We start from the raw sequence: 16,125 nt of genomic DNA, 5'->3' as shown, positions 1-16,125 counted from the left end.
GCTCTTAAAGATGTATTAACCCCACAGGAAGCTCAAATGATACCGATTAGAGATTCGATACCATGTAACACGACCCCCTATGTCACGTGGGGCATCATGGTGATTTGCATTGGGGTCTATATACTGATGCTGCTGATGCCGGATTCGGTGGCGCAGCATTTTCTGTATATGTACGGCATGGTGCCGTTGCGCTACACCAACCCGACTTGGTCGCAACACTTCGGTTTACCGCCGGATTATTATTTTTCATTTTTAAGCAGCTTGTTTTTGCACGGCGGTTGGTTGCATTTGCTGGTGAATATGATGTTCTTATGGATCTTCGCCGATAATATCGAAGATTTGATGGGGCATAAGCGATTTATCGCCTTTTACCTGATATGCGGCTTGTTGGCAACCTATACCCAATGGTATTTCTCGCAAAACCTGATAGTGCCCGTGGTGGGGGCTTCGGGGGCGATAGCCGGGGTTTTGGGTGCGTATTTTTTCCGCTTTCCCTACGCCCGCGTGGTCATCATGGTGCCGATCTTGATTTTCCCGTTTTTTTTCGAAATTCCCGCCATTGCCTTTTTAGGGGTATGGGTCATATTGCAACTGCAGGAGCTGACCACGGGGTCAATGATACCCGGTATGGCCAGTGGATCAGCTCTGTGGGCGCATTTGGGGGGGTTTGCGGTAGGAGCCTTGATTCATTCCTTGTTTATCGATAAACCCACGGTTTATCACGTCGATGTCGAACCCAGCGAAGAAGCGGACGGGTAAGCAAAACGTCAAAAAATTGAGTAAGCTCGGGGCTTTTATTTTATAATGTCGGTCAGTTTGCGACTGAAATTGTTTGCTCGGCAAACCCGCCACCGCACAAAGATTACTTAATTGACCCCGAGAAAAATAAACCATGAAAAACCTAAACGTTGCTTTGGTAAGGTTGCTGCAGTTTGTAGTATTCGTCCTGTTTACTTTCATCGTGCTGGTATATTTCGGCACCATGATTCTGTTACCGCTGGATATGGTGGTATTAATGGCTAAATTCCTGAACGTATTTGGTATCGGTACTCTGTTTGGCGCTATTGTTGCCGTGCCCGTGGTGGCTTTCCTGGGTAAAATCGTTTATAGCACTCCAGGCCTGATCCAAATGATCATCGACAACGGTATTGACTTGGTGAACACCGGTAAACAACGGGTGGAAGCATTTAACAAATTCGCCGAAGCTGCCAAATAAGCGTTTTCAGATAGTGTCGAAAAGGGGCTTACACAGCCCCTTTTTTTTGCCTGCCGTTTTTCTTACATGCTTGCGATGTGTTCCCCAAAGGCTTTAACCTGCTCCCAGTCGGTAAATTCAACCACGGCCAGGGGGTCGGTCGGGCCCTGCGTCATCCACATGATCAATCGGATCGTAAAACGATCGAAACATCCGTAACTGGGATAATCGAGCTTGCCGGCAAACACAGCCAGATTTTTGGGTTTCCAGCTAATGCGCTTGAGAAATTTTTGCAGGTAGGGGTTGCTGGCCGGGCTGCTTTTTTCCGGCTTGCGCGCTACCAGGTTCACCGAGAAAAACGCATTGGGCATGCTGTCTATAATGGCCTGGTTTTGCGTGATGAAGGCCGTGATCTCCGGATTATGCTTGCCGTAGCGGATGGCGGCGCCAATCACGATTTTGTCGAAACCCGCCGGATCGACTTGCGCCGCCTGGTCTATCGCCAGCAAGGTTGTCTGTTGACCGGTTTCTTGAATGACGCCTTGCAAGGTTCTGCAGATTTTTTCGGTTTGGCCGTCATGGCTGGCATAAACAATCAGAATGTGCGGCATGTTTGACCCTGTTTTTTTAATTGAGAGTTAGCGCCTTATTGCATCAAACGCATGGTATGCTTGGCATAGCCTATTTTAAGGGGTAAAGCCATGGGACGTTACGATTATACAGACGATAAAAAACCCACCGGTGCCATTTTGGGCACGATTTTACTGATAGCGGCCGCGGGTGGCGGCTGGTTTTATTGGCAATATTCGCAGGAGCCGCCCGCCACGCCGGGTACGCAAACCCTCAACCTGCCCGTAGTTGAAAATATCGAGCAGAATATCGTTAGCGAACATACCGCCGACGGGATGGCTTTGGATGAAGTCGAGTTGCCGGAACAACCTTTTTCATTGCCGGCGCTTGCCAGCAGCGATCAGCCGTTTCGCGACGCCATGCTGGGCGTGTCCGCAACCCTTTCGCCCTGGTTGCAAACCAAGCAGTTGATCAGAAAATATCTGCTGGTTACCAACGATTTCTCGCAAGGGTTATGGCTGGAAAAGCACATGCGCTTTTTAAAGCAGACGAAACCCTTTCCCGTGGAAAAAGCCGCTAACGGCTTATTCATGAGCAAGCTAAGCTACCAACGTTACGATCAGTTGGCCGCCGCCATCGATGCCATTGATGTACAGGCCGCCGGAAAGGTTTACCGGCAATTTAAACCCCTGTTGCAGGAAGTGTTTGCCCAATTCGGCTATCCGGCCGAACGCCCCTTGGACGACCTGTTTTTAAAAGCCGCCGCGCAGATTTTGGCCGCGCCGACCATCGAAGAACCGATAGCCTTAAAAAAACACGTAGTATTTTATAAATACGCCGATGCCAAGCTGGAAGCCTTGAGCCCCGTCAGCAGACAGATGCTGCGTATGGGGCCGGATAACACCCTGATCATCCAAAATAAAGTTCGGCAACTGGTGGAAATGCTGGTGAATAGCAAGGAGTGATTGGCCGGGCTTGAAATCCAGGCTGCACAGTGTTTTCAGGGCATGCAATTACCGGTACGCTCGATATGATATGGCCACGATACCAAAAATGAAAGTGCTGTTCGTACACGGCTTGGGGCGTTCGCCGCTGTCCGGCTGGCCTCTGTTGCGGCAACTTAACACAGCTGGGTTCGAGGTCGGCAGTTTCGGTTACCTGACTAGCGTAGAAAGTTTTTCAGTCATCGCCAAGCGGCTTGCCGAACGTATTTCCAATATTGCTTCGCAAGGCGAGTACGTATTGATTGGGCATTCGCTGGGCGGCGTGTTGATCCGTGTAGCCGTCAACTCGCTTCCCGCTAAGGTGCGCCGACCGACGCAGGTATTTCTGCTCGGCTCTCCCTGTCGCGCATCTCGGCTCGCACAACGTTTCGGCGGGAATCCTGTTTTTCGTTGGTTGAGCGGCGATTGCGGCGTGCTACTCGGTTCGGAGCAATGGATGTCGCGGCTAGGATCCATCGACTCGCCCACCACCGGTATTGCCGGGGTTAAAGGCGTGACTTGGAGGCGCGGACCGTTCGGGGGCGAGCCCAATGACGGCATCGTTACACTGTCCGAGGTCAGTGCGGAATGGCTGGTCGATCAGGTGAAACTTCCGGTCGTGCACACACTGCTTCCGGCCAGTAAACAAGTGGCCGGTATTATCATCGAACGTTTGCGACAAGCGCACGCGCATAGTGAAGACGCTTAGCTTTGCCGACATACTCATTTCATTTCAAATTTCGGCTTTAAATTCGCTTCGCCCTAAGCCCCTCCAGCAGGCGAGGGGATTGGCGCGCTTATAGACCGGTTCCCGTTCGTCAGTTCGACTATAACTGCTGATTGCCGGCCCGACACCAACTTTCGTGCATTTCAAGCAATAGATTGTCGACTACGGAAAGCGTATCAATCGTCGGTCTTCTAAATGCCTTAGCCGGGCGGGTTATTCAATCCGCGCATCAGCTTTGCCGTTGCTTTGCAAGAGGTTGAAACGTTCGCGAGGCCCTATTGGTTTACAGCGGATTTTGGCAAAAAGCAGCTAATGCTATGGGTCTTTTGGATTATCGACAGCTAACCGGCAACCGATTATTGGGCGTTATCAGCGCTATTGCCGCCAAGCTTATACCGCATGTAGGGCGTGGAGTAGCGCTATCCGACTTGTTATCGATTTCATGCCGTGCCGAACCTCGGAACATAAATTGTCGGTTGACAAAGCTGTGCGAGTCACGTAGGGTCCAACGACGGTTTTGTGAAGTCCGTCACAGTTATGGGTCGGGCTGTTAGAGGAGGTCTTGCTCATGATATCGCAACGCAGATGCAGTACATTTTATCTCTGCCTCATAATGCTCTCGCTTTGGTCGCTGCTGCCGGTAGCTGTAGAGGCGGCAAAGGCAAACGACAACAAGACCGGCCCTAAGCATGGCCGAAATTTAGCTTCTGCCGGGCGCGCTTGGCAAACCGTTTACCATGAACACGAATTCAAACGTGCACGGCATCTAACGGCAAAGCCGGATAGTCTTGTCGTGATCGATTTGGAACCCCGTAGGCGGGGAAATCCCGCGCCGGCCGATTCCGGTCGCCCCGGTGTCGACAGCATTCCGCTGGAATTCACCGAGAAGATGGAGCGGCAGTTTTGTTGGGAAGGCAGCGCGCTGCTGGACGCGCATCCCGGTGCCATGCCCCATCAATTCGAACTCCGCGATTCACGCAAGCGGAAGGTCGTGAGTTTGCGCGAAGGAGGCAACTGCGTGACCGCCAAAATCAAGCCAGGTCGCTACTTGGCGACATTCCGCGCCGGCAGCGGAAGAGGCGACGAACCAAGCAAGATCTTCATGCGGCCCGCGGCGATGTTCGCCGGTGCGGCGGACGGCCCTCCCGAGGACATCGACCCCAGCATGGGTCCCGGCGATCTGGACAGCAGCAGTAGTTGCGCCCTTCCTTTAACCACCCCAGTATCTTCAAATGATGCAGCTGGGATCAGTGCCAGCCTAAAACAGGGCGAGATTGCACTCTTCTTCGACTCATCGGACTCATCGAACTACAATCAGCATTACTACCTGACTTTACCGTCATCATGTTCTTACCTGTCTTTTCTGGAATCAATCAACCTCCAGCAGGTCAAGACACCCTTAGGGCTTAGGTATCGGCTGAGTATCTTTCCCGCTCAAGGACATACCGTCGCCCTTTACTACACGAGAGAGAATTTTCTCGGACCTCGGATTCAAGTGCCTGATAGTTGTATCTGTCGGCAGTCGAATTGCAGTGATTGCTCTGCTTCGTCTCCTACCTTTCTCGATCCGCTCCACGTCTTCTTCGAATGTGCCAGACGGCTTCAGGACGGGTTCGAATGCAACCTTCCGCCCGAGGTGACGCTTAAATCTTCGCTCAGTCTTCTCGATCCGAATGCCCAAAACGGTAATATTCTGATTAGCACCAACAAATGCGAAAATTGTGACTTTCGCCACTCTTCAGCACTAAGCGGCCAGAATTTAAGTGGTGTAGATGTCCGCAGCTCCGACTTCAGTAATGCCGATCTGAGCGGCACCATCTTGGATGGGGCGGATGCCAGAAATGCCATATTCGACAGCGTGCTGACCACTAAGCCAGTGAGTATGGTCGGAGCCAAGCTGTCCGGCGCACGCTTCGGCTACGAGAGAACCCTGATTCCGGACACACTGGAGGCTGTGTTTAACCATGCCGCCCAGCTCAGAGGCGCGGATTTTAGCAACAGCGACTTGACTGCGGCAACCTTCCCGCGGGCACGCCTGTCGGGGGCGAAGTTTGTCGGAGCCAACCTGACCGATGTGAAGATGAGATTGGCGGGGCTGTCGTCTTTATTGCCGCCCGCCGAAGAAATCACCTATTGCGAGCCAGCCGCTACCAGCGCTTGCGATGATCTCGATCCGTCTACCAACTGCGCTGCTAATATGGATGGGGTCACCGGGGTCAGGCTGGACTTGCGCGGCGCTCAAATGGCGGGCGTCTCACTGCGTAGCGCCAACCTGTCCGACGCCTTGATCGAGGGCGTAGAAGCCTATGGGGCCGATTTCGGTCGAAATACTAGTAATGTGAGCACACGCCTCGACGGTACACAGTTCGACGGCTCCGGTCTGCGCTGCGCGAATTTCGATCATGCCGCCGGGACCTCGACTGACTTCACCAAGGCTAGGATGAACTATGCCTACCTCGGCAATGCCGCGCTACCGCGGGCCATTCTGACCGAGACCCAGCTCGCGCCGGCCAATCTCGGCAATGCCAATCTTTCCGATGCCTTTTTGGCCGGCAGCGCAGACGGCAGCCTGTCCGCAGCGAACCTGGACAATGCCTATATGTTCAACGCAGTTCTCGACGGCGCGGTTCTGTCCGGAGCCACTTTGAGCAATGTCTCCTGGTATTCCTACGCGAGTTGCACAGGCAGCTGTGCCAGCGCCCAGGGGGCCGTGCTGTCCGGGACCGACCTTACCTGCGCGCGACTGCCGCATCTGAACTTCAGCGATGCAGCGAGCATGCGCGGCGTGACTCTGACCGCCGCCTCCTTGGGCGGCGCCAACATTTCCGCCGGCTCGAACGTAGTAGACCTGGGGCCGGATGGCGACAACAAAAGCATGCTTAACGGGGCCGACCTGCGTGCCGCCAATCTATCCGGTGCAGCGCTAATTGCTGCCAATTTGCGTGGCGCCTTGGTGCTGTCGTCGACACGCTCACCTTTCGGCGTATGGGCCGCGGCCGACCCGGGACATTACCAATCGGCCTTAGTGCCTCCCGCTTCCGGAGCGTGCGGCGCCGCCGCCGACATCCGTTGGCAGTGTCAACAAAACTGCGTCTCCGTGACCGGCAGTCTCACCAGCACACCTATCGTAACAACCGGCGGCACGACCTGTCCGGACAATAGCCAGACCACACAGACCGTGGGTTGCGGGCAGATCGTGCCCGAAAACCCCAGCTGGAATCCTGTGCCGACGCCACAACCGCCGATAGCCGATTGTTCATTGCAAGCTGACCCCGATTGTTCAGGGCTTTGAGGAGAGCAGCCATGAAAAATAAGCCAGAATCCACAGTATTAAACGAGTCTGAACACAATGAGTCCTCGGCGCAAGAAGCCGGGTGCTTGCAAAAAGATGTCAACGACCAGGGCGGTATCACCCGCCGCGACTTCGGCAAGGGCCTATTGACATCTGCTGTGGCGATGGCGGCGGGTCTTTTCGCTTGGAATAACCTAGCCAGCGCGAAATCGCGTTCTAAGCATCCAGGCACTCCGCGCGATCGCGAGTTTTTAACCCTGCATTTCGATCTTGGTCATGCCCATGCAGAAGATCGGTATCACCACAATCACCGGGGCCAACGCCGCCACCATGAGCAACATTATCTGCATGTGCTGGGTAAACGCATTCATCTGAAGGCCCACACGCAACGCTCGCTCGACCGCGCGATCAAAAAGCAGCCCGAACTTGCGCGTATTCCTCGTAATCGGATCACGCATTACGCAGCCAACGTACCGCTGAGCAGCAGCGGTGTCCATCGCCTCTACGTGTCGACCCGCAGCAAGACCCGCGGCTACGGTATTCTAGTGGTGGGCATGCATATTCCCCGGGCCGTGCGCGCTGCTGCAGGCCTGCTCGAGCCGCGCGCTGAGCCGGTGATCGTACACCGGGGTTTCGAGATCGTGCTCGAAGACGCGGGTGGCATCTATTTCGGGTCTGATTATCCGACCGCGAAGTCCACCGTACAACACCACCCCGAGATCGTCACCATCGACCCCGATGTCGCAGCCGCGATCGAACCTTACTTCGACGCTGCAACGGTCTACGACCTGGCGGCGAGCATTAGCGCACAGGGTCCTGCCTATGAGCTGAATTCCTACGATGGCCAAAGCTGTATCCCAGACGATCAGGCACAGGGTTGGGCTGCCCTGCTGCCGATTACTGATCTGACGGACGGCGACAACCACGACATGGTTTATTCGTGCACGACTGAGCAGGGTCTGGAAGCTGCTGTCCGAGAGGTCCAGTCCCAGATTCTGGACGACCCCACCCTAAAGGGCATTCTTTACGACTTCCAATACCACGACGACCAGCCGGACGCTTCGCAGTTCGGACTCGGCGATGATAATGCCGGGCTCACCTCAACCATAACCGGCTATCACCATAATCTCGGTTGGTCGAATTTCTCGGTCGACAGCAGCGACGGCACCAAATTCAGTTTCCTGATGTGGAACGTCAACCTGCTCTGGTATGGCGTTTACGTGACCTGGCTCGACCTGGCCGGCAATCCCATGTCGGACAGTTCAAGGGCCGGGGAGGATACCTTGGCGGGACTCCTGCGGGCGGGAAACGAGGTGCTGCTCAACGGGATAGACATGGAGACCGACGAACGCAAATGGGTCCGCCTGCTGCAGGCGCCCGTGACCTTCTTCGGTATCCCCGCCGGGGCCGTAATCCCCACGGATATCGAGCTGCAGTTCCCGTCGGGAGCTAGCGGTGCCAGAATCGAGATCATGGGACTCGGTTCCCACGGCGACGTTAAGCACGCCTGGTCCCTCTTTCCGGGTGCAGCGATTTCCGCGGTAGCCAACTTCATGGTGCCGATGTGGTTTCTCAGCAAGGGCGTGGGAGAGACGGAAAGTGGCTCCCTGAACGCACTGATCGCAAACAACCCCGTCGGGGTACAGCTTCCGATGGCGGCGACTGCGCTCGCCCTTATAGAAGCCGAGGGTAATGCCGATCCCGAATCCGATCTGCTGGTCGCCGGCTCCTTCGCCAGCGTGTTCTCGGGCATCGTGAACGCGATGGTCGCAGACGGCGCTAAAGCCTTCGATAGCGAGCTATTCTCCGACTGGCTATTAGGTGAGCTATCGGCAGAGGAAATCGCCGACAGCATTCCCTTCGTAGGTTGGGGGCTACGCGCCCTTCAGGTGGGCGGCACCCTTGCCGCAATGGCGGAAAGCACAGCCGAGATACTGACAAACCCCTTGGTGATCACTAATACGATTACGCAAACGCACACGCTTCGAATCACTGTTAAGCCCGATCCCCAAGACTCCGGCTTCCCTGCGACCTGGTCTCAGGGCCAGATCGTTGTGAGCACCGGCGATAAGAAAGTCATAAAGGAATTTAGCAAAGCCGATGTCAGCATCGTGACCGGCAGCGATGGACGGCCGGTCTTTACGTACGATGCCACCGGCATGCCATCGAGCGGCAGCGATGCCGTTGCCGAGATTGTTCTATTGAGCGCAAGCGGTTGGGCTACCTGCAGTGGCGCGATAGACTTTCTAAATAGCCGCGACAAAAGCATCGAGCTTGAGATCACTATCAAGGAAAACCCGGTTCCAATCACTAAAGATACCGTTTACACGCATAATCGCGTCTTGGCTTTCGATGAAAGCCAGTATGTTTGGAAACAAACCAGCGCGATCCCGTGGCCGGCTCCGGATCTGGTGCCAAATGGTATCGGCATCAGTCTTCCCGGTAACACCGCGCTTTGGGTGCCGGGCGGTGTGATGGGTTACAGTTGGCAGGGCAATTCCAGCGGTATCACTGACTGCGAAACTGGTCAGCCCGCCATGACCACCGTCTACCGCTTCCAGACCGTCAGTGTTGTTCGCGATACCGGCACGCCGAACGACGTGTTGAAGCGCATCTCCTGCGGCTATACCAAGCCGATGCCGGTGGCGTTCGACCGCCGCCTGATTAACGATTCTGCCGCCGCGGCCTCGAGCAACCATTTTTATCTAACCCCGCTGTCCAACGTGATCGACCCCACTGACCCGAGCGTTCTGCCGGCCGAGTTTCACGCCCGCAAGCTGGTGCTGGATGCCGGCACGCCCGTCAACCCCCATGACGATCTCAGCTGGGGCCGGTTCCGAATTCCGTCAATCGACCGACTGGAATATTACGAGTCGGGCAGCGCTGCTTATCTTTTCGGCCTCTCGGCAACCCACAATAAGATCGGCAGACTGCGACTGTCCGACCAGCCCGTTGCGACCGCCGATGTCAGCAACAACGCGACTCTGCTCATCGGTAAGGGTATTAACGATTCCAGGTTAATCAATGCCACTGCCATGGCCATCAGCAAAGAAGGGGCGTTGCTGGTGCTGCAAAACACCCCGAAGGAGCCCACCATTAAGGCCTTCGATATCGATGGCAAGCCATGGCGGCTTTTTGATCTTGGTGCAGGACCGACGTCGGTAATGCCGTTAGCGACGGAACGGACCAAGAACATCGTCTACCAAGACATCGCGATGGCGGACTCCAAGCTGATCTGGGTACTCTCCTACGAGGTGAGTGGGGCGACCTCCATTCCTAGCGATCCCAAGTCGTTCCGGCTCGACATCTACGACTACATGGGCAACCAGGTGATGCGTCAGACGAATGTACCTGTAGCGAGAATTGCCGTGGACACCTTCCATAACCTGTATACGATGAACTATCAGTATGTACTTAGCCCGAGCGGTCAGCCGGTTTCACGCACCGAACCTTCCGTGAGCGATTGGCTGCCGTCAACCCCATAGATCTCGCGCAGTGCGGGATCCGGGCGGCGATAGGATTTCAAGGGCGGATGTTCGGCACCAACGGTTTTGACGCGGGATCATGTCAGGGTTGGTTCTTGAAAGACATTCGTTTTGTGGATGATCGATCTTTAACTCCGCCCACCGTTAATTTTAGAATGTTGGCTAATCAATCCCTTTATCGAAGCAACAACAGGGGTTTGTGGCTATGCGTCAGCATTTTCACGGTAAAGCTGCCCAGTAACCAATCGTGCACGCGGGTATGGCTAAAAGCGCCCATGACCGTCATGTCGATGCCTTTTTGATCTTGATATTCACTTAACACCTGTTCGGGTTTGCCGATTAGTTTTTTAGCGATAACCTCGATACCGCCGGCCAGTTGCAATTTGTTGGCGGCGACTTCCAGTAGTTGACCCTTGCCGTCATCCTTGCTGACGCAAACCAGGTGACAAATCAGACCTTTATATAGAGGACTGGTGGCCACCATCTCCAAGGCTTTTTCGGCGGCCTGGCTGCCGTCATACGCAATCATGATGCGTTCGGGCGTTTTAAATTCGGCGTTAACCACCAGAATCGGCTTGTGCAACGAGCGGATAATAGCCTCCAGCTTGGCGCCGATCTTGTCGGGCTGATTTTCGTGCACCTTGCCGCGCACGCCGATTACCAACACCCGCAAGTCATTTTCCAGCTCGATCAACGATTCAATCAGGCTGCCGTGGCGTTGATTGGTGATGGGGTCTAGGATGCCGGCTTGTACGACCCGTTCCCTGGCAGCTTGTAATAACTGTTTACCTTGTTGCAGTCGTAGTTTGCTGCGCTGCTGATCGAGTTGAATGATTTCATCCATTAAATGATCGCGGCTATCGACACCGATATTGCCTGTCAAATCGGTGTGATCGGCTACTTCAGGGTGATGGTCGATGGTGTGTAATAGTTTTAAAGGCGCATCCACTTTTTGCGCGACCCAGGCGGCATAATCGCAGACTGCCCCGGTTAAAACGGAGCCGTCGATGCCAGCCAGTACTAGATTTTGTGTGGTGTTCATTAATGGCCTCCCATAACTTTTTCGATTTCTTCGGGGTTATCGTGTATCGCAAAGCGGTCGACGATGGTGGCGGTGGCTTCGTTCATGCCGATCAATTCCACATCCGCGCCTTCACGGCGCAGCTTGATCACTACTTTATCCATGGCGTTGACCGAGGTAATGTCCCAAAAATGGGCGCGTTTTAAGTCGATGACCACTTTCTCCACCGCTTCCTTGAAATCGAAGCTGGCGACGAACTTGTCGGCCGAGTTAAAAAATACCTGACCGATGACCTTGTAAGTGCGGGTGTTGCTGTCTTGGTCCAATTTCGATTCGACATACATGAAATGGCTGATCTTGTTGGCGAAGAACAGCGATGCCAGCAATACACCGACGAACACGCCCATGGCCAAGTTGTGGCTCCATACCACGACGGTCACCGTAGAGAGCATGACGATGTTGGTCGACAGTGGATGTTGCTTGAGATTGACTATCGAACGCCAGCTAAAAGTACCGATAGATACCATGATCATCACCGCCACCAAGGCCGCCATCGGAATCATGGATAACCATTTATCCAGAAACACCACCATGATCAACAAAAAAACACCCGCGCATAGGGTAGACAAGCGACCACGACCGCCGGATTTGATATTAATAATGGATTGGCCAATCATCGCGCAACCCGCCATGCCGCCCAGTAAGCCCGCGCCGATATTGGCCAGGCCCTGGCCTTTACATTCACGATTTTTGTCGCTGCCGGTGTCGGTTAAGTCATCCACGATAGTCGCGGTCATCATCGACTCCAATAAGCCCACCACCGCTAAAGGCAGCGAATACGGCAGGACGATTTGCAATGTCTCAAGGTTCAGCGGTACTTCGGGCCATAAAAATATCGGCAGGGTGTCCGGCAATTGCCCCATGTCGCCGACAGTGCGAATATCCAATTTCAGATAAACGGCAATGACGGTCAGGGCGATGATGCAAATCAAGGGTGATGGCAGAACCTTGCCAATAACAGGCAGATATGGAAACAGATAAATAATCGCCAGTCCGCCGGCGGTCATTGCGTAAACATGCCAGGTGACGTTAGTCAGTTCCGGCAATTGCGCCATGAAGATCAGAATGGCCAAGGCATTGACGAAACCCGTCACCACTGAACGCGACACGAAGCTCATCAAACTGCCGAGCTTCAAATAACCGGCGATGATTTGGAAGACGCCGGTCAACAAGGTCGCGGCCAGCAGATATTGCAAGCCGTGATCCTTGACCAGCGTTACCATCAGTAAGGCCATTGCGCCGGTGGCCGCCGAGATCATGCCGGGCCGGCCACCGACAAATGCGGTAATCACCGCAATGCAGAATGAAGCGTACAACCCGACTTTGGGGTCGACGCCTGCGATGATGGAAAAAGCGATAGCTTCCGGGATGAGCGCTAAGGCGACGACGACGCCGGCCAGTACATCCCCCCGGATGTTACCGAGCCAGTCGTATTTTTTCGATAAAAAGAGCATGTGTATCCTAATTGCAAAAAAAGGCTATGACAGGCATAGCCAAGGCAGGAGCTGAGGTAAAAGGTATTCGTTGATGGCTAGGTTAAGGTGGGCTGAGTCTGTTAAACATATGTACTCAAATTTAAGTGGTTAAAAATTCGTCAAACCTTTATCACAGTGTCAGTAAAAACAGTATTAAAATTACACCGGTTGCGTAAGCCCCCGTCACGATAAGTTTGTGTCGGCGCGGCAAGCGTTGCCATGCGCCTACTTTTTGCATCTTATAATTTTGCCAGCCTGTCTGCGCACGTGTCCGCCAGCTGAGCGATAGCTCCGGCCAGCGTTGGAACAAGTGAAATATCCCAAACACGGCCAGCAGCATCACGGTATTGAAAATGATGGTTTCGCTTTGATGGTGGCTAGTGTGTAACAGGTGCTCCAGTAACTCTTCGGCCAGATGTTCCATGACCTCGATCAGCAGGTGCAGCAGTTCGAGGATGAGATGGAAACCTTCAACCAGCCATTCAATGAGGTGGTCAAACAAAACAATGACTATGAATAACAGCGCAAACTGTCTGCCGATACGACTCAATAATTCACGAGCAGATTTTTCGCCAACTCTTGGCGGTTTTTTCGGCATATTTAACGAAGCGCTTGGCAGGTGATAAGGCGAATTATCAATACTATAAGCATAAGGGATTATATCTCTAATATTGTAATCTTGTCACACCCATTCTGTGTGGTCCGGCGCGAAGGCTTAATTCTTCAACCTTGTTCGCATTGCCGGCAACACTGGCTGCAAATAATGGTTAGCACTATGCCGATAGACAACAGCAAACCCATGCTGGCTGTACCTTGATGGTTGTTGAAGGCAAGGCTGGTAAAGCTGCATAGGGTGGTCAAGGCACTGAAAAACACCCCGCGTGCCGAACTTGAATGCAGTAAATTATCGATGTCGTTCGGCCGATGCCGCAAGCGTTGGACAATGTGAATGCCGCTGTCCACCCCCATGCCGAGTAGTAACGGCAGCACAATGATGTTGGCGAAATTGAACGGGTTGTTTAGCCATACATTACAAGCTCCGGTCAAAAGTGCGGCCAACAATAAAGGTGCCACCACCAGTAATGTCGATTTTACGCTACGCGTCATCAATAGCAGCAGCAGCACAATCAGAATCAGCGCGCTTGAAAACGCCTGAATGAACGCATCGACTACTGCCTGCCCCGAGGTAACGTCGCCAATCGGCAACCCAAACACCGATGCATGTGTATCCATGACTTGATTGACGAATTGTTGCAGGTGCTCGCGATGATTCAGATCTTCGGCAGGCGTGACCAATACGCGATATTTCCCCTCGCCGCTGACCCAGTGTCGACGAAGACTGTCGGGTATGCCGTCTAAAGTGACCGGACTCGCCGCAAAACTATCGCGTAGCAGTGATAAGGTATGCGGCAACAGTGTCAGCAAACGATCTTCCAGATTCTTATACACCGCATCGGGCCGCGGGGCGCTGTCCGCCCTCTGTATAAATTCAGCAATATGAGTATGCAACGCGTTGATTCGCGATTCCGACAGAGGTGCTGCTGCATTGGTAGCGGACTTTTGCAGCGCGCGCTGTAATGTCAACAAGGCGGCACGTACATCGGAGGCTTGATGAACGTCCGCAAAGTGGCTGAGTTGCGTCGGCATCATTAGGTTTAAGTTGTCGATAATTTCCAGCTTCCGCGCTTGGTCCATCGGCAGCAAATCGCTGAAGGTGATAGCCTGATGCACGCTAGGCAGCGCCGCAAACCGTTCAGCCAGACGATTAGCCTGATCCAGATTATCGGCCAGTGCCGAAATAGCAAAAGGCGATTCGGCTTGGTTTTCTAACAAGCGCTTAAAGGCGATGACCGATGGTGAATGGGGGTCGCGCAGGTTGATCGATGCGGAGTCAAAGCTAACGCCCCCAAGACTCAATGTGGCAATAAAGGCTAATGATACGGCTGCGATGCGAATGGCGAGGGCACGCCGAAAAGGGAAGCTGTAAAAGCGTGGCGGCAACCCTGCCGAGTGTCGGACGGGCCGGGCCCGTGACGATAATATTTTCAACAAGGCCGGCAGCAAGCTGAGCGAAACGGCTAGGCCGATAAACATGCCTGCCCCGGAAATAATGCCTAATTCGGCGACACCTTTGAAGTCGGTCGGGATAAAAGCAAAAAAGCCGATGGCAGTGGTTAGCGCGCACTGCAGTAGCGACGGTCCGACCGCTGTCATGCTGTCAATGATCGCGTCGTCGGCAGTCATGTTTTGACTTCGGCATTCTTGGTAATGCAAGCAAAGGTGCGTGGCAAAGTCCACGCCCAAGCCGATATACAACACCGCAAATGCCACCGAAATCAGATTGAGGTGGCCGATGGCCACGGCAGCGAAACCGGCCGTCAACAACAAGCCGATGATCAGTACTATCAGTGTTGCCAGCAATAAGCGAGCCGACCGCAGCCCCAGCCATAGCGCCCCGCATACCAACACAAAGGAGATGATTCCGGAGATCAACATATCGTGATTCACCGTTTCCATTTCCTCGTGCTCCAATGCGACTTCGCCGGTGATGGCCATTTTCACGCCTGGATGCAGTGCCGACATTTCCGCTACCAACTCCCGCAAATAGCGCATAGGTTGTTCCGCCGGCATCAATTGGTCAAAATCTAGGTACGGTTTGGCAATTACCAGACGACGCGTGCGGTTCTGAGTTTGTCCTGTGCCTGTCAGCAATTGTTGCCAGGACAAAAGATGAGACCGACCCTGGTTGGCCGCGACCACGGTTTGGTCGATGGCAGCCAATAGCGTATCCAGCGTTGCAGCCGAATCAGTTTCCCGATTCTCCAGCGCGTGCACAACGATATCGACCAAGCCGGCAAAATGAAAATGTTGGGATAAATAGCCTATGAAGGGTTGGGCTTCGATCAGTTTACCGGACAATGCTTCAAGCTGTTCCGTGTCCAGGTACAAAAAACCTTGTCGGCGGAAAAACGCATCGTCGCCGGCAATGTAAGTCGATTCGAATAAACTTGATTCCGCCGCCAAGCGGCGATTAATCACATCGGCAGCCAGCGCGGTTTGTTCCGGCGTTTCCGACTCCACCACCACAATCAGGGTCGAGGCATCTTGTGGAAAAGCCCGCTCCAATTCCAAGCGTACCTTTTGAAACGGTAAATCCTGATCCAATAACTGAGCCGTATTGTTTTGTATCCCCAGATGGCGGCTGGTATAACCGATGCTAAGGGCACAGAGTATCAAGAACAGCAGCAATACTTGCCAAGGGTAACGTAGGATTAACCGGCTAAAACGGCTTAGTGCGTGATCAATCATCGGCTGAT

The 16,125-nt window shown here is 53.8% G+C and carries 11 protein-coding genes; 6 read left to right on the top strand and 5 right to left on the bottom strand.

The features are described from left to right. Nucleotides 1-36 precede the first annotated feature (36 nt). Together M0R33_RS07675 and M0R33_RS07670 are read left to right on the top strand one after the other, a co-directional pair. The gene (locus M0R33_RS07675; RefSeq protein ID WP_292567443.1) at nucleotides 37-759 is read left to right on the top strand and encodes a rhomboid family intramembrane serine protease; all 723 of its coding nucleotides are present in this window, start codon (nucleotides 37-39) and stop codon (nucleotides 757-759) included. A 133-nt stretch (nucleotides 760-892) separates the two neighbouring features. After that, nucleotides 893-1,216: a hypothetical protein gene (locus M0R33_RS07670; protein ID WP_292567441.1), complete on the top strand. Its 324-nt coding sequence runs from the start codon at nucleotides 893-895 to the stop codon at nucleotides 1,214-1,216. Between the two features lie 62 nt (nucleotides 1,217-1,278). Here the strand turns inward: M0R33_RS07670 and hemG are convergent, their stop codons facing one another. Beyond that, the gene (gene hemG, locus M0R33_RS07665; protein WP_292567439.1) at nucleotides 1,279-1,806 is read right to left on the bottom strand and encodes a menaquinone-dependent protoporphyrinogen IX dehydrogenase; all 528 of its coding nucleotides are present in this window, start codon (nucleotides 1,804-1,806) and stop codon (nucleotides 1,279-1,281) included. A gap of 90 nt (nucleotides 1,807-1,896) precedes the next feature. Here hemG and M0R33_RS07660 point away from each other — a divergent pair, with 90 nt between their 5' ends. The 4 genes from M0R33_RS07660 to M0R33_RS07645 all read left to right on the top strand — a co-directional run bounded on the left by M0R33_RS07660 (nucleotide 1,897) and on the right by M0R33_RS07645 (nucleotide 10,252). Beyond that, nucleotides 1,897-2,730, top strand: coding sequence for a DUF3014 domain-containing protein (locus M0R33_RS07660; protein WP_292567436.1), 834 nt, complete (start codon nucleotides 1,897-1,899; stop codon nucleotides 2,728-2,730). 70 nt (nucleotides 2,731-2,800) lie between these two features. Continuing rightward, entirely contained in the window at nucleotides 2,801-3,457 is a 657-nt protein-coding gene (locus M0R33_RS07655; RefSeq protein ID WP_292567433.1) for a hypothetical protein, read from the top strand. 586 nt (nucleotides 3,458-4,043) lie between these two features. Next, nucleotides 4,044-6,767: a pentapeptide repeat-containing protein gene (locus M0R33_RS07650; protein WP_292567430.1), complete on the top strand. Its 2,724-nt coding sequence runs from the start codon at nucleotides 4,044-4,046 to the stop codon at nucleotides 6,765-6,767. An 11-nt stretch (nucleotides 6,768-6,778) separates the two neighbouring features. Further along, on the top strand, nucleotides 6,779-10,252 hold the full coding sequence (locus M0R33_RS07645; RefSeq protein ID WP_292567427.1) for a hypothetical protein: 3,474 nt from the start codon (nucleotides 6,779-6,781) through the stop codon (nucleotides 10,250-10,252). Between the two features lie 175 nt (nucleotides 10,253-10,427). On the opposite strand, the gene M0R33_RS07640 is transcribed toward M0R33_RS07645, so the two are convergent. From M0R33_RS07640 to M0R33_RS07625, 4 genes are all read right to left on the bottom strand, one after another. Further along, a complete protein-coding gene (locus M0R33_RS07640) occupies nucleotides 10,428-11,294 on the bottom strand; it encodes a universal stress protein (RefSeq protein ID WP_292567424.1) in 867 nt (288 codons plus the stop codon). Next, a complete protein-coding gene (locus M0R33_RS07635) occupies nucleotides 11,294-12,787 on the bottom strand; it encodes a SulP family inorganic anion transporter (RefSeq protein WP_292567421.1) in 1,494 nt (497 codons plus the stop codon). The genes M0R33_RS07640 and M0R33_RS07635 overlap by 1 nt, the downstream gene beginning before the upstream one ends. A 151-nt stretch (nucleotides 12,788-12,938) precedes the next feature. Further along, entirely contained in the window at nucleotides 12,939-13,406 is a 468-nt protein-coding gene (locus M0R33_RS07630) for a hypothetical protein (RefSeq protein ID WP_292567419.1), read from the bottom strand. A gap of 125 nt (nucleotides 13,407-13,531) precedes the next feature. Next, nucleotides 13,532-16,117, bottom strand: coding sequence for an MMPL family transporter (locus M0R33_RS07625; protein ID WP_292567416.1), 2,586 nt, complete (start codon nucleotides 16,115-16,117; stop codon nucleotides 13,532-13,534). Between the last annotated feature and the right edge of the window lie 8 nt (nucleotides 16,118-16,125).

This window comes from Methylomonas sp. (assembly GCF_023228165.1).
GTDB lineage: Bacteria > Pseudomonadota > Gammaproteobacteria > Methylococcales > Methylomonadaceae > Methylomonas.
Note: the sequence above shows the minus strand (reverse complement) of the source record. Positions and strands in the feature narration are given on the sequence as shown.